The 13,973-nt window shown below is 74.5% G+C and carries 10 protein-coding genes; all 10 read right to left on the bottom strand.

The window, feature by feature from the left end:
- Positions 1-8: 8 nt before the first annotated feature.
- Positions 9-1,604 (bottom strand): molybdopterin-dependent oxidoreductase, encoded by a 1,596-nt coding sequence (locus tag EXU48_RS21500; RefSeq protein ID WP_133109753.1) that lies wholly within the window; start codon positions 1,602-1,604, stop codon positions 9-11.
- A gap of 79 nt (positions 1,605-1,683) precedes the next feature.
- Positions 1,684-3,831, bottom strand: coding sequence for a DEAD/DEAH box helicase (locus EXU48_RS21495; protein WP_133109752.1), 2,148 nt, complete (start codon positions 3,829-3,831; stop codon positions 1,684-1,686).
- 225 nt (positions 3,832-4,056) lie between these two features.
- Positions 4,057-5,766 carry an FAD-dependent oxidoreductase gene (locus EXU48_RS21490; protein WP_133109751.1) on the bottom strand — a complete coding sequence of 570 codons (1,710 nt, stop codon included), beginning with the start codon at positions 5,764-5,766 and terminating at the stop codon, positions 4,057-4,059.
- Positions 5,767-5,816: 50 nt separating this feature from the next.
- Positions 5,817-7,217 (bottom strand): AMP-binding protein, encoded by a 1,401-nt coding sequence (locus EXU48_RS21485; RefSeq protein ID WP_133109750.1) that lies wholly within the window; start codon positions 7,215-7,217, stop codon positions 5,817-5,819.
- Complete coding sequence (locus tag EXU48_RS21480) at positions 7,210-7,800, bottom strand: hypothetical protein (protein ID WP_133109749.1); 591 nt, start codon at positions 7,798-7,800, stop codon at positions 7,210-7,212. The genes EXU48_RS21485 and EXU48_RS21480 overlap by 8 nt, the downstream gene beginning before the upstream one ends.
- Positions 7,797-9,551, bottom strand: coding sequence for a VWA domain-containing protein (locus EXU48_RS21475; protein ID WP_133109748.1), 1,755 nt, complete (start codon positions 9,549-9,551; stop codon positions 7,797-7,799). Before EXU48_RS21475 ends, EXU48_RS21480 begins: the two co-directional genes overlap by 4 nt.
- Positions 9,548-10,645: a hypothetical protein gene (locus EXU48_RS21470; RefSeq protein WP_133109747.1), complete on the bottom strand. Its 1,098-nt coding sequence runs from the start codon at positions 10,643-10,645 to the stop codon at positions 9,548-9,550. Before EXU48_RS21470 ends, EXU48_RS21475 begins: the two co-directional genes overlap by 4 nt.
- The gene (locus EXU48_RS21465; RefSeq protein WP_133109746.1) at positions 10,642-12,279 is read right to left on the bottom strand and encodes a MoxR family ATPase; all 1,638 of its coding nucleotides are present in this window, start codon (positions 12,277-12,279) and stop codon (positions 10,642-10,644) included. The genes EXU48_RS21470 and EXU48_RS21465 overlap by 4 nt, the downstream gene beginning before the upstream one ends.
- Positions 12,276-13,337 (bottom strand): AAA family ATPase, encoded by a 1,062-nt coding sequence (locus EXU48_RS21460; RefSeq protein ID WP_133109745.1) that lies wholly within the window; start codon positions 13,335-13,337, stop codon positions 12,276-12,278. The genes EXU48_RS21465 and EXU48_RS21460 overlap by 4 nt, the downstream gene beginning before the upstream one ends.
- A complete protein-coding gene (gene pnuC, locus EXU48_RS21455) occupies positions 13,334-13,963 on the bottom strand; it encodes a nicotinamide riboside transporter PnuC (RefSeq protein ID WP_133109744.1) in 630 nt (209 codons plus the stop codon). The genes EXU48_RS21460 and pnuC overlap by 4 nt, the downstream gene beginning before the upstream one ends.
- Between the last annotated feature and the right edge of the window lie 10 nt (positions 13,964-13,973).

Raw genomic sequence — 13,973 nt, 5'->3', positions numbered from 1 at the left:
GGCCGTGCTCAGTCCACGTACACGTAGATCGTGTGCCAGCCGCTCGCCCCGTCCGGCACCACGGGAGCGACCGTGGCGGTCTGCACACCGTCGGGGTCCGAGGCGCGGCACCGGAGGGTGTGCTGGCCCGGCTCGGCGTCGCCCCAGGTCCACGACCACTGTCGCCAGGTGTCCACGGTCGCCTCGTCGGCGAGGGTGGCCTCCTCCCACGGTCCGTCGTCGACCTGCACCTCGACCTTGGTGATGCCCCGGTGCTGCGCCCACGCGGTGCCGCCGACGGCGACCTCCCCGGCGGGCACGTGGGCGCTCGCCCGGGGGACCTCGATCCGGGACGCGGTCTTGATCGGTCCTCGCTCGGACCAGCCGCGCTCGGTCCAGTAGGCGCTCGCGTCGGCGAACCGGGTGACCTCGAGGTCGACGACCCACTTCGTCGCCGAGACGTAGCCGTACAGGCCCGGCACCACCATCCGGACCGGGAACCCGTGCTCGACGGGCAGCGGCTCGCCGTTCATCGCGACCGCGAAGATCGCGTCCCGGTCGTCGGTGAGCGCCTCGATGGGGGTGGATGCGGTGAAGCCGTCGACGCTGCGGGACAGGACCATGTCCGCGTCCGCGGTCGGGACCGCCTCGGCGAGGACCTCCCGGATCGGCAGCCCGAGCCAGAGCGCGTTGCCGACCAGGTCACCGCCCACCGGGTTGGACACGCAGGTGAGGGTCACCCGGGTCTCGACGAGGTCCCGGGCGAGGATGTCGTCCAGGTTCAGCTCGATCTCGTTCTCGACGAGTCCGTGCACCCGGAGCGTCCAGGTCGCGGGGTCGACGTCGGGGACGATCAGGGCGGTGTCGATCCGGTAGAAGTCCTCGTTCGGGGTGACGAACGGGCCGACACCCGCCGTGGCCGACTGCACCCCCTCCGGCAGCGGCGGGGCCGGCGTCGCCGGGGCGGGCAGGTCGAGCAGGTCCCGGGCCATCTGGGCGGTCGACCGCGCGGCGCCGATGATGGCCCCGGCGATCGCCGAGGCCGCCGCGACGACGCCGACGATGGTGGCCGAACGCATGAACTCGCGCCGGTCCGGCGTGGCGTACCCGTGCTGCGCCGGTGCGGCACCGGTCGAGTCCTCGTCGGCGTCGGGCAGGGCCGCGGGCGTTCGCAGCGTCTCGACCATCGCGCGCAGCGCGATCACCCCGGCCCCGGCACCGACCAGCGACGGCAGCCAGGCGAGCATCCCGGTGCCGGCCCGGCCCATGGCGGCCACACCGCAGATCCCGGCGAGGACGACCACGCAGACCGCGGCCGCCGTCGGGCGGGTGAGCGCGAGCCTACCGACGCCGTAGGCGAGCCCGAGGACGACCGCGGCCATGCAGACGAACAGCACGGTCTTGTCCGCGGTGCCGAAGGTGGAGGCCGCGAAGTCCTTGAGCCAGGCCGGGGTGGCGTCCACGACGGCGCCCCCGAGGGCGATGAACGGCGAGGCGTCCGGATCGACGATCGCGGCGACCAGGTGGCCGACGGTCAGGGTGAGCGCCGCCGCCAGCACGCCCGCGACCCCCGCGCTCCGGCGGGCGGTGGCGGGGGCAGTCGGCGAGATCGTGGTGACGCCCATGCACCCGAGGGTACGCTCCGGCGTGGCGCGCAGCCGCCAGGACCGATGGGCAGGTCTGCCCGGCTCTGCTCGAGCCCGCTCAGCCCTCGAGGGCCTGCAGCATCAGGTGCACGAGGGCGTCGAGCTGCACCGAGTCGCTGCTGACGATCTCCTCGTCGCTGCCGTCCAGGGCGCGAGCGGCCAGGGACTGCTTCGCGTCGATGAGCTCGGCGATCTTGGTGTCGATCGTGTGCGCGGCGAGGATCCGCCACGCGGTGACCGGCTCCTCCTGACCGATCCGGTGCACCCGGTCGATGGCCTGGTCCTGCTCGGCGGCCGTCCAGGACAGTTCCGCGAGGACCACGTTGGAGGACGCGTGCAGGTTCAGGCCGACGCCCGCCGCGAGCAGGGAACACACAGCCACGGACACCTCCTCGTCCTTCTGGAACGCGTCGATCGCGGCCTGACGCTGCGCCGTGGTCTGGTCACCGCGGATCGAGACCGTCCGCAGGCCCGCGTCGGCGAGCATCCGCTCCGCGGTGTCCATCACGTCGATGTGCTTGGCGAAGAAGACCACCTTGCCCACCGAGTGCACGAGCTGGGCGGCGTAGTCCGCGGCGAGGGTCGCCTTGGCCTGACCGATGCGGCGGACCATCGTGAAGACGTTGTCGCCGTCGGCGGTCGGGGCGGTCGAGTCGAGCTCGGCCTGCGCGACCCGGCGCATGAGGTCGAGGTCCGGCTCGTGGTGGTTGGGGATGCCCCCCTCGCGGGCCTCGAGCATGCGTAGGTACCGGTTCACGAGCCGCTGGCCGAGCTCGTGCTCGGCGGCGCGGATCGAGCGGCCGATGTCGCCGTCGAGCTCCACCGGCAGGTCCGCGACCCGCTTGGCGGGCAGGTCCTTGGCCACGGCGAACTTCGTCCGACGCACGATGCCCAGGTCGATGACGGCGGCTCGCGCCTGCGGGTAGAAGCCGCGGTCCGCGGGGGTCAAGCCGGTCGCCTCCAGCCGTCGGGTGAGCCGCGGCGAGGGCTGCTGGCCGTCGGTCCAGCCGAGGAACTGCCAGATGGCGTTGAAGTCTTCGACGTCGTTGATCAGTGGCGTGCCGGTCAGGGCCATCAGCAGCGGGCTGTGGCTCGGTTCGCGTTCGCGGATCCGCTTGGCAAGGGACAGGACGTGCTGGGAGCGCTGTGAGGCGAGGTTCTTGATGAAGTGCGCCTCGTCCACGACCATCGAACGGAAGCCGAGGGTGGACAACCAGGACAGGTGCCGGTCCAGGATCGCGTAGTTCACGACGAACACGTCGGCGAACGCGTCCATGTCCCGGCCGTCGCCGTGGATCACGGTCACCCGGCGCTGCGGGGTCCACCGCTGCACCTCGCGGGACCAGTTGATCTTCACCACGTTCGGCACCACGGCCAGCATCGGGAAGGCGTCCGCGACCGAGGCCGCGATGACCGCCTGGGCGGTCTTGCCGAGGCCCGGCTCGTCGGCGAGCAGGAACGAGCGATGGCCGCGTCGCACGCTCTCCAGGAGCTGGATCTGGTGGGGCATCAGTTCGAGCCCGGGCGGGGAGAACCGGTCGATCTTCGGGACCGGGGGCAGGGTCATGGTCGCGGCGCCACCACCGGCGCCCTGCTCGAAGGCGCGGTAGAGCGGGTCGATCAGGTCCCAGCCGGACAGGTAGCCCACCGGCTCGGAGTCGGCGGAGATGGACAGGTCCGGTTCGAGGAACGGGTTCGCCCGGACCCGGGCCCGCACGGCCACGGGCACCACCTGCTTCGCGGCGAGCTGCTCGGGGACGACCTCCTCACGGCGCTGCACCGGGGCCTTGATCTGGCGTTCCTCGTCGCTGAGTTCGGCACCGGACTCGATCAGCCAGTCCAGGCGCATCCGCTGGGTGGCGGCCGACGGCGTCCCGTTCGGTTCGAGCAGGGACAGCAGGGACGTGTCCTGGGCGGCGGTGCGCGCGAGGATCGTGGCGACGCCGTCGAGGCGCTTCATCAGCTCGGTGCGGGTGCCGCCGGACAGCGACTCGTCCGCCTTGATCCTGGCCCGCTCGGAGCGGACCAGGAGCGCGATGACCTGGAACTTGGTGCGGTTCGTGGGCCCCACCTTGCCGTTGGCGGACTTCGCCTCCACCTCGCGCACCCGGCGCGCGAGGATCGGAAGCAGGGGCGCGGGGTCGTTCTGGCGGGCAGAACGGGTCCCATTGCGACCCGAGGTACGGCGACGGCCGTTCGACGGCATATTCCTCCTGGAATGGACGAGCACCGGACGACGGGTCCGATCCTCGTGAGGCGTGGCGTCCCGGATGCGGCGACGGACTTCAGAGCCGACGTCATGATCGACGGTCGGGCCGACGCGCTTTGGGGACCTGCGCTACCGCCGATGGTACGGGAAAACGGCCTCTTCGTGCATACCCACGCGACGACCGCCGGTGTGGCCCGCCTCACACCCGGCCGGGAGCGCGGCTCAGGGGGTCAGGTAGGCGTGCACCTGAGCCACCGCGGAGGCGCCCTCGCCGCTCGCGGCGGCGACCCGCTTCATCGAACCGTCGCGCACGTCACCGGCGGCGAACACGCCCGGGACCGTGGTCTCCAACGGCGCCGGCGGCCGGCCGTCGACCCAGTGCTCGGCCGGCACGTCGCGGCCGGTGAGCACGAAGCCCCGCGCGTCCCGGGCGACCGCACCGGGCAGCCAGCCGCAACCGGGATCCGCGCCGAGCAGCAGGAACAGGCCGTCCGCGGGCACCCGCTCGCGCCCCGTGTCGTCGGTGCCGGCCACCTCGAACGGGCCCGTGGCGTCGGCGAGCTCCAGCCACTCGAGGTAGCCCTGCCCGCCACCCCCGACCACGCGGGCCCCGGTGCGCACCGTGATCCGGCGGTGGGTCCCGATCTCCTTGATCAGGTAGGCGGACATGGTGGTGGCGAGCCCGTCCCGGCGCACCACGATGGTGACACTGCGCGCGAACCGGGCCAGGTGCAGCGCGGCCTGTCCGGCGGAGTTGCCGCCGCCCACCACGAACACGTCCTTGCCCGCCATGTCCCGGGCCACGCTCGCTGCGGCCCCGTAGTAGACGCCCCGGCCGATCAGTTCCTCCACGCCGGGCACACCGAGGCGGCGGTAGCTGACCCCGCAGGCGAGCAGGACCGCCCGGGCCCGCAGCTCACCGTCCTCGTGGAACACCACGTGCGGTTCACCCGGTGCCGACCCCGGTCGCAGACCGGTGGCGTCGCGGCCGGTGAAGATCCGCGCTCCGAACCGGGTCGCCTGGATCCGGGCCCGCAGGGCCAGCCGCATCCCGGAGACCCCTCGGGGGAAGCCGAGGTAGTTGCGGATCATCGAGCTGGTGCCGGCCTGCCCGCCGACGGCGTCCGCCTCCAGCACCACGGTGTTCAACGCCTCGGACGCGCCGTACACGGCGGCCGCGAGACCGGCCGGGCCGGCTCCGACGATCAGCAGGTCGGCGAGGTGATCGGGGCCGAGGTCGTCCGGGGTGCCGTAGAACGCGCTGGCCACCGACCGCTGGGTCGCGCCGGCCAGCGGTGGGCGGCCCAGGCTCTCGAGGATCGGCAACGGGGCGTCCTCGCCGACGGCCGCGCGCAGCCGGCGACCGGTCTCGCTGTCCGGGGCGAACCGGGCGTAGGCCAGGCCCATCCGGTCGAGGAAGTCGCGGATTCCGGGAACCTCCGCCTGGGTGCCGTCCTCGACGATCGAGACCTGGGTGACCTCGGGTGCCCGGGAGGACCAGGCCCAGTCCGAGAGGAAGTCGGAGACGGCGCCGTGGAACTCCTCGTCGCGCGGGCCCTGCGGGATCATCAGGTAGCTGTCGATGCGCCCCTGGGCCAGTGCCGTCCGCAAGGTCTGCAGCCCGGTGAAGAATGCGCTCGGCGCGGCCAGGATGATCCGGCGGCTGCGCGGTGTCTTGAGCCGGAGCGCGTCCATCAGGACCTGGGCGTCCCCGGCGACGTCCAAGTCGACGGCTACCAGCGCCACGTCCCGGCCACCGGTGACCAGGTCCACGAGCACGGCCTTCGCCGCAGGCCCCTCGACGACCGTGTGCACGTCGTAGTCCCGGGCGTATCGGCTGGAGAACTCCGAGTCGAGGACGGGCTGCCGGTCGGCGGTGGTGACGATGACGATGACGGGGGACTCGGCCGCGGCGGCGGGCTCGGAGGTCATGCGTGAGAAGGTACGCCCGCGGCAGGTCGCTTGTCGCCACCGCCGGGCAGCTAGGGGGTGGCGCCCGGCAAGGCGCTGCTGAAGCGCCGGGCCTTCCCGGGGCCGAGGTCGGCCGGGCGGGGGAGCCGGATGCTCCTCGGGCGGCGTCCGAGGAGCCGCTCGATGCTGCGCAGCAGGGGTTCCTCGGTGCCGCCGACGGCACGCAGGGTGAGGTCGCCACCGGGGTCCTGGTGCAGGTGCCAGGCGAGGGTGCCGTGGGCCTGGAGCACCTGGGTGAGGCCGACCGCGTCCACCCAGGTGCCGTCCGGGGTGGCGAACCGGACCGGGACGCGACCCTCGAGGTCGGCGAGGGCGCCGTCCGCGGTGAGGCGCGCGTGGTCGCCGGTGCGGTAGCGCAGCAGCGGGAGGTACGGGTTCTCGGCCGAGGTGACCACGACCTCTCCGGTCTGCCCGACGCCGACCGGTCGCCCCTTCGCGTCGAGTACCTCGACGTGCTGGCGACGTGGCAGCAGCCGGTGCGGGCCGCCGTCGACCGAGGCGGCGACCGGCCCGGTCTCGATCAGTCCGTACACGTCGATGACCGGTGCCGCCCAGCGGGCCCGGAGCAGGTCCCGCGCGGCCCTCGACAGGGAGGTGGCGCCACTGATCACGGCGAGCGGGTGCAGCGTGACGTCGAGGTCGGCCAGATCCACGAGTGCCGACGGCGTCGAGGTGAGGACCTGCGGGTTCATGGCGGTCAGGAACGCCTCCCGGTCACCGGGCCGGCGCCACGCCGACGGGTGCAGGTTGATCCGGGCGAGGCCCGCGAGGTCGAAGGCCGACAGCAGGCTGGCGTAGGTGAACGCGGTCTCCTGGGAGACGACGCTGAGCACGGCGAGCCGCTCGGGTTCCGGGGCCCAGTGCGTCCCCGTGAGCGCGACCAGCCGGCGGAGCTGGACCAGGTCGGAGCCGATCGTGCGGGCGTGCTGGGGCAGGACCAGGGCGGCGCCGGTGCTGCCGCTGCTGGTGCCGACGAGGACGTCGTCCAGTGGCACGTCCACCGGGACGAAGGAGGCGAGGTCGGCGGCCAGGTCCGCGCGGGTGATCGTCGGCACGTCCGGGAACGGCGGCGGGCCCTGGCGCCAGGCACGCCGGTAGTGGGGCACCGCGGTGGCCGCGCGCTGGAGCAGGTCCGCGGCCCACGACGGCGTGGCGGAGCCGGCCTCGGGTGGTTCCGCGTGATGGATCCGGGTGTGCAGGTCCGCGAGCGCGACGAGGTCGCCGGCGTCGAGGCGGTCGCCGCACTCGTGCACCCAGGCGGGTGCGCGCGGGTGGCCGCGCAGCGCGGACAGGCGGCCGGCGCCGGCGCCGGTCAGGGTCGGCCACCGCTCGGCATCGGTGAGGGCGGTGTCCGCGAACGGTTCGTACTCGCCGAGCACCGGGTCGTGGTCGTGGTGCGGCGCCTCAGACATAGGTGGTCCTCGCCGCGGCCTCGCGGGCCCGCTTCTCGGCGAGCCGGGCGGCGAGCTCGGCGGCCCGCCGCTGCTCCTGCGCGAGCTCCGCCAGCGCGGCGGCCAGGGCGGGGCTGCTCATCGCGGTGAGCCGGTCCGCCGCGACCGTCGCGCTCTCCCCGGCCGGGCGCAGGCCGAGGAGGTCGAGGAACAGCCGGGCGGCCTCCTCCCGGGAGCGGGCGTCCGCCACCCAGGCCGACGGCGGTACGTGCGCCGCGAGCGTGCCGACCATCCGTTGGGCCACGCTCGTCAGCCGGGCCGCCTCCCACCAGCCGGTCCACGGGCGTAGCGCCGGCCCGTGCAGCAGGGCCGCGATCACGCCGAGGCCGGCGGACCGCGGCCCGGTGGCGAGTTCGAGGACGGCCTCGACGTCGAACTCGCCGTGGGCGACGTCCGACACGGTGTCCGCCCACAGGGCGAGGGTGTCGATGTCGGGGTCCCACACGTCCGGCGGGGTGGCGGCCAGATCGTGCATGAGGTCCGGCAGGGACGGACCTGGCACGGTGCTCGCCGGGTCCGGACGCTGCCACGTCGAATGCGTCACCGGTCGTGCTCCGTTCGGTCGAGGTCCCAGACCCGGGCGGCGAAGGCCCGGGCGAACGGCACCAGATCCTCCCAGGTGGCGACGGTGTACACGTCGTAGTCGCCGGCCATCTCGGCGTACCGCCCGCGGGTGTTCACCGGGACGTTCAGGATCAGGGAGCCGCCGGCGCCGGCGGCGGCGAGGCACTGGGCCGCCCCGGGCGTCGGTGTGCCGCGTTCGAGGAACATCGAGTTGATGCCCGAGTCCGAGACGACGGCGATGTGGCGGCGCCGTGGTTCGCCGGTGGAGTCGAGGTGGGTGGCGACCAGGCGCTCCAGGGGGAACGCCGTGCTGCCACCGAAGTAGGCGACCACGGCGGCCAGGACCTCGTCGGCGTTCTCGGTGAAGCCGTCGGTGCCCGCGACCTGATCCGGACCGGACCAGGTGGTCGCCTGCACCCGGGCGCCGGCCCGCAGCGCCGAGAGGGCCATGATCGCCCCGGCCAGGGCGAGCGGCGAACGGGTCCGCCGAGGGTCCGGGATCGACCCGGAGGAGTCCAGGTACAGGTCGAGGTCGACCGGTTCCCGGTCCGGTTCGATGCCGACGTCGGTGAGGTGCTCCCGCTGCTGCAGGGTGACGCCCGGGATCGGGACCGGGCTGCGGACCAGCGACCCCGGCCAGTCGATCTGCCCGAGGTCCTCCCCGACGTCCCAGTCCGTCAACCCACCGAGCAGCGGGTCGGGGTGGACGGGCCGCAGCGTGCTCGGGAACGGAACCAGGTGCGGGCCGGCGTTCTCGCGGTACCAGGAGGCCGCGGCGCGGGCCGGGTCGGACACCAGGCCGAGCCGGCCCAGCAGGGCGGCGTAGGCGGCCGGCTCGAGTCCGTGCGGTCGGTCGAGGGTGCGCACACCGGCCTGGGTGGGCGTCGCGGCCGTGCCTGCGTGCTCCGGGTCGTCGGCGGCACGGGCTCCCGGCAGCACCCGGGGGTCGAGGCTCGGGTGGACGGCCGGGGCCGCCAGCGAGGGATCGGTGGCCAGCCCGGCCGGGACCGCGCCGCCCCCCTGCTCCTGGTGGCACACGAGGAGCCGGATCGCGTCGAGCCGCATGTCCTCCGGGTCGCCCACGAGCTGGCGGACCAGGGCACCGAACCCGGCCGCCCCGCCCACCGGGTCGTCGGCGTAGGCCCGGACCGCACGGGCCAGCAGCTGGGCCTCGCGCTCGACCGGCCGGCCCGGCACGTCCGGGCCGGCGAGCGAACCCGTGGGCAGCGACCAGAGCAGCTCGTCGGCCCGCATCACCAGGCGCATGACGGTGTCGTCCCGGTGCGGCGGTCCGATGCGCCGCCACACCTCGTCCATGCGCAGCCCGGCGCGGCGCTGCAGGCGGTCGTTGATGAGCAGGTCCGACCAGAGGTTCGCCATCACCGGGGCGAGGTCGTCACGGTCCACGAGGCCCATCTGCATCCGGGCCAGGACGCGCGCGGCGGTGCCGAGGTCGCCCGGCGAGAGCACGTGATGGCCGATCTCGTGCGCCAGGATCTCCGTGGGCAGCTCGGCCAGGCCCAGATTCGTGGCGAGGTCGAGGGCGATCGAGACCCGGACGGCCCGCAGGTCGAACCAGGCGAACGAGCGGATCCCGGACGGCCGGTTCACCTTGCCGATCAGGTTCGGACCGGCCAGGCGCAGGTGGCTGCCCCACGCGGCGAGCGCGTCCGGCCACGCTTCGTCCCAGCGACGCGCCGTGGCCGCGCGATCACGCGCCCCGCGGCTCATCGGTGGCGCACGTGCAGGTAGTAGGAGTGGTCCCGCGCGGACACGGTCGCGGCGCCGGGTCGGGTGTTCGGGCCCTGTCGGCTCGAACCGGCCCAGTCGGGCCGGTCGCCGTGCGCCGGTGGTGCGGCCGGCGCGGTGTGCGAGCCGTGCACGTCGGCGTGCACCACCCAGTACCGGTGGGCCGGCGGGGCAGCGCCGGCCCCCGTGTGCCCCGTGTGCCCTGTGTGCCCGGTGTACCCGTCCGGGCCGATGTCGTCGGCGCCGGCAGCACCATCGGTCGGTGTTGCCTCGGTGCGCACCCACCAGCGCAGGCCGTCGCCGCCGAGCAGTTCCGGGATCCGGATCCACGGGCCACCGAAGCCGCGGAAGCCGCCGATCCGCCACGGGCCCGGCCGCCCCGGCCACCACCACGGGTCCCTCGCGTTCCGGGCGAGCACGGCCCGGGGGTCGGCGGCGGGCGGCGGCGCCTCCCACGGTGCGCCGGACGCGGCGCCCCCGGGCGATGCGCTCCCGAGCCGGAGCGCCCCGGCCAGGACCGGCTCGGGCAGGTGGCCGGCCGCGGCCAACGCGGCGCCCCGCCAGCGCACGGCGCCACACCGCCAGGCGGCGACGGTCAACGCGGCCCGCAGGTGGGTCGGGTCGGACTCGTACGCCAGGGCGGCCCCGGCCAGTTCCCGCCATCCGGCCTGGTCGACGGTGCCGCGCAGCCGGGTCACGGCCGTGGTGAGGTCGGTCAGGGCGGGCGCCGGGTCCGCGCCCAGGGCGGGCGCGAGCCGGGGCACCCAGTCGAGCAGGACCGTGGTCGCCGGGTCGCGGGCGTGCCAGCGGTCGGCGACGACCCGCGCGACGGCGCGCTCGAGGCACGCGCCGGCGAGGGCGTCGAAACGCTGCGCGGGAAGACCGGCCGCGGCGACGCCGTCGAGCATCACCCCGACGTCGGTGAGCGCCCCGTGCAGGTCGGCGCGCCCGGCGCCGGCCGCAAGGGCGCGGGCGAGCACGTCGTCGACCCGGGCGCGCCGGCCCAGCGCCCAGGAGCGCCACCCGGCAGCGGCGCCGCCGTTCGTGCTCGCGGGGTTCGATCCGGCTGCGCTCATGGGGCCGAGGACAGCCAGGTCAGGTAGTTCGTGTACCTCTGGTGCGCGTACTTGAGCGCGAGCGCGTCGTCGTAGAGGTGGCCGTAGAGCTTGCGGGCCATCGACCAGGAGTCGAGCACCCGCTCGATCCTGGCCAGGCGGACCCGCACGGTGGCCGCGTCGACCCCGTCCAGGCCGGCGTGCAGCTCGTCGAGAATCGCCCCGACGTCGTCGGACGAATCCCGGTCCATCGTGTCGTACTGGGCGCAGGCGTCGTCGAAGATGCCCCGCAGCCAGGAGATCCGGTCGGTGCGCAGGGGGGCGCCCTCCTCGCCGTCGAAGGCGCCGGCACGCAGGTCCGGGTTGATCTTGTCGTGCAGCACGAACGGCAGCACCGCGCGGACGTCGTCGATGCCGACCTCGGGGCGGCCCCGGAAGAAGGCCATCGCCTTCGCGTACGAGATCAATGACTGCAGGGACCGGACCGAGAGGCCGTTCAGGGTGGAGGTGCCGACGTCGGAGAGCCGGTCCCGGCCGGTGTCCTGCGCGGCGATCTGGTGCACGTCCGCCCCGGCGAGGCGGGCGGTGTCCTTGGTGCGGTACTCGAACTGGGCGCCGGCCCGCTCCAGGAACTCGAGCTGGGCGGCGAAGAACTCGATCCGGCGGCGCACGGCGGCGGGCAGCGGCAGGGCCCGGATCGCGCTGTCGAGGGCGTCGTGCTCGGCCTCGGTGAAGACGATCCCGGGCGGCACCGACTCCTCCGGGCGGAGCCGGCGCGCCGCCCGGTCCACGAGCTGGTCGAGGAACCGGGTGTTGAACGGCAGTGCGTGGGCGACCACGTCGATGCGGTCCTTGAGCGCCTCCACCACCTGGTAGGTGCCGCCGCCGGCGTCGTCGTTGGCGGTCAGGTACCAGGCGGAGGCCCCGGTGGAGTAGATCTGGTCGTACACCTCGACGTAACCGTCCGCGAGCACGGTCAGCAGCGCCGACTGGGTCCGGGTCGGGATCCGGTTGTACTCGTCCACGATCTTGACCCGCATGCCGAGCCAGGTGCGCCAGGCGACGTCGACCTCGCCGAGGGAGTCGGCCGAGATCAGGTCCTTGGGCAGCGGGGTGCCGAACATGTCGGTCACGGTCAGCTGCGGGTGGCCGTGCTGCATGGCCCGGCGGACGTCCCGGATCGGGTACCCGGCGAGGATCCCCATCAGCACCGCGGACGCGGTCTTGCCGCGGCCCGGTCCACCGAGCAGCAGGCACCGGCCCCGCACCGCGAACGTGAGCAGCGGCAGCAGCACGAAGCTCGAGTAGGACTGGGCCGACGGCAGCCGCAGTTCGGCGGCGCTGTCGCCGAGCGCGAAGGACCGGCCGGCGGCGCCGGGGCGTTCGAACTCGATGTCGTAGTGCGGGGAGATGATCGCGTGGTTGACGATCCAGAAGTAGGCCTGCCGGAGCTTCTCGTCGAGTCCGGTCGGGGCGGCCGCCTCCGGCGCGAGCGGGGCGAACAGGTCGTCGACGGTGAGGTCGTGGGTGCCCGACGTGCCGGCGCCGGGCAGGGTGGGGGCGGCGGAGACGCCGCTGCGCGGGCCCTGCCCGACGGCGGAGGGTCGGCCGCCGTGGGTGCCCTCTCCGTGGGATCGGGGGACGTCGGGCGTCATCGGCTGGTCCTGCTTCCTGCGCGGTGCGCGTCGGTGCCGGCCTGGGGCAGCGGGTCGGTGAGCGGGCGGCCGTGGTCGAGGGCGTCGACGAGGTCGACGGCGGCGGTGAGCCGTTCGGTGGGGGAGCCGTGCAGCTCGCGCCAGGGCACCCCGGAGGCGTTCAGCACCTCGCGGAACCGGGCCGTCATCGCGTGGCGCAGGTGCGCGCCGTCCCGGAGACCGTCCTGGACGAAGCCGATCTCGTCGCCGGTGAGCAGGTACAGGTCCGGCCGGCGGCTCCGGGCCAGGTCGGCCACCGAGGCCGACGGCGCGCCGACGTAGCGCTCGTGCCACACACGGGTGGCGAGCACGTCGGTGTCCGCGACCAGGAGCGGCCGCGGGGTGCGGGCGGCGGCCGCGTCCTCGAGCCGGGCCTGCTCGGCGGCGATCAGGTCGAACTCGCTCGAGTGCCACGGCGCGCTCAGCCCGCCGGGCCGGATCCGGCTCCAGGTGCGGCCGAACTCGGCGACCTCGGGCGTTCCGTAGTGGGCGCTGAGGTCCCGGGCCAGGGTGGTGGTGCCGGTGGACTCCGCGCCGAGGACGACCACCCGGGTGGTCAGGTGTGCGCGCACCGGCGCCGGCAGCGCCCACCAGTACGCTGCCGGGTCCGCGCGCACCGCCGTGGCGGAGACCGGCACGTCGTGGCGGGCCGGATCCACCCGCACCCACCGGGCGTCCAGGCGGTCGGCCAGTTCCGCCCCGTAGGCGTCCGAGGTGAACACCGCGTCCACCGGGGCGTCCAGGAGCGAGGTGATGACCGCCAGGTGCGCGTCCCAGGCGGCGTCCGAGCCGTAGTCCACGGGGGCGTCGTCCACGGCGTGGACCACCCGGGCCCCGGGCACCTCGGTTCGGATCCAGTCCGCCCGGACGGACGCCGGGACCGACTCGACGGAGGAGGCGAGCACCTGGACCGTGAGGGTGTCGCAGGAGCGCAGGCCGGTGCGGATCAGGTTCAGGTGACCCGCGTGCAGCGGGTAGAACTTGCCCAGCACCAGGCCGTGGCGGAAGGGCGACGTCATCGGTGCGCCGCCGGCTCGGGATCGGCTGAGGCGGCACCGGGCCGGGTGGCCGCGGGGCCGTGCGCCCCGGCGTCGCGCAGCGCCCGCCGCCACCGGCGCACCCCGGCGACGCAGAGACCGAGGTAGCCCAGGTAGAGCACGGCGGTCAGCCACAGGCCCTGCGAGGCATACAGCCCGATCAGGACCACGTCCGTGGCCGCCCACACGAACCAGTTGCCCAGCCACTTGCGTCCGAGCATCACCTGCGCGACCACCGACGTCGCCGTCGTCAGCGAGTCCCAGAACGGCACGCCCGAGTCGGTCCAGGCGGCCAGGGCGACCACGCCCGCGGCGGTGAGCACCGCCGTCGCCCCGGCCGCGGCGCCCCAGGCCCACCGCGGCGTGCGCCGCACGACGAGACCGGCGCCGTCGGGCCCGCGCCTGGTCCACCAGTACCAGCCGAGGGCGCCGACCACGGCGAACAGAACCTGCAGGGCCGCGTTCGCGTACAGGCCGGCGCCGGCGAACAGCACCCCGAACGCGGCATTGTTCGCGAGCCCGACCGGGAAGGTCCACACGTTCTGGCGGACCGCGAGCCAGACGCAGACCGCGCCGGTGACGAAGCCGACGATCTCCGCGAGGTCCACGCCCGCGAGA

Origin of the sequence: Occultella glacieicola, from assembly GCF_004353825.1 — a bacterium.
Lineage (GTDB): Bacteria > Actinomycetota > Actinomycetes > Actinomycetales > Beutenbergiaceae > Occultella > Occultella glacieicola.
Note: the sequence above shows the minus strand (reverse complement) of the source record. Positions and strands in the feature narration are given on the sequence as shown.

What these genes read in the sequence shown, in the direction of transcription:
- EXU48_RS21475 (WP_133109748.1), bottom strand. Translation starts at nt 9,551, where the DNA reads ATGAGCCGCGGGGCGCGTGATCGCGCGGCCACGGCGCGTCGCTGGGAC.
- EXU48_RS21500 (WP_133109753.1), bottom strand. Translation starts at nt 1,604, where the DNA reads ATGGGCGTCACCACGATCTCGCCGACTGCCCCCGCCACCGCCCGCCGG.
- EXU48_RS21460 (WP_133109745.1), bottom strand. Translation starts at nt 13,337, where the DNA reads ATGACGTCGCCCTTCCGCCACGGCCTGGTGCTGGGCAAGTTCTACCCG.
- EXU48_RS21465 (WP_133109746.1), bottom strand. Translation starts at nt 12,279, where the DNA reads ATGACGCCCGACGTCCCCCGATCCCACGGAGAGGGCACCCACGGCGGC.
- EXU48_RS21470 (WP_133109747.1), bottom strand. Translation starts at nt 10,645, where the DNA reads ATGAGCGCAGCCGGATCGAACCCCGCGAGCACGAACGGCGGCGCCGCT.
- EXU48_RS21485 (WP_133109750.1), bottom strand. Translation starts at nt 7,217, where the DNA reads ATGTCTGAGGCGCCGCACCACGACCACGACCCGGTGCTCGGCGAGTAC.
- EXU48_RS21490 (WP_133109751.1), bottom strand. Translation starts at nt 5,766, where the DNA reads ATGACCTCCGAGCCCGCCGCCGCGGCCGAGTCCCCCGTCATCGTCATC.
- EXU48_RS21495 (WP_133109752.1), bottom strand. Translation starts at nt 3,831, where the DNA reads ATGCCGTCGAACGGCCGTCGCCGTACCTCGGGTCGCAATGGGACCCGT.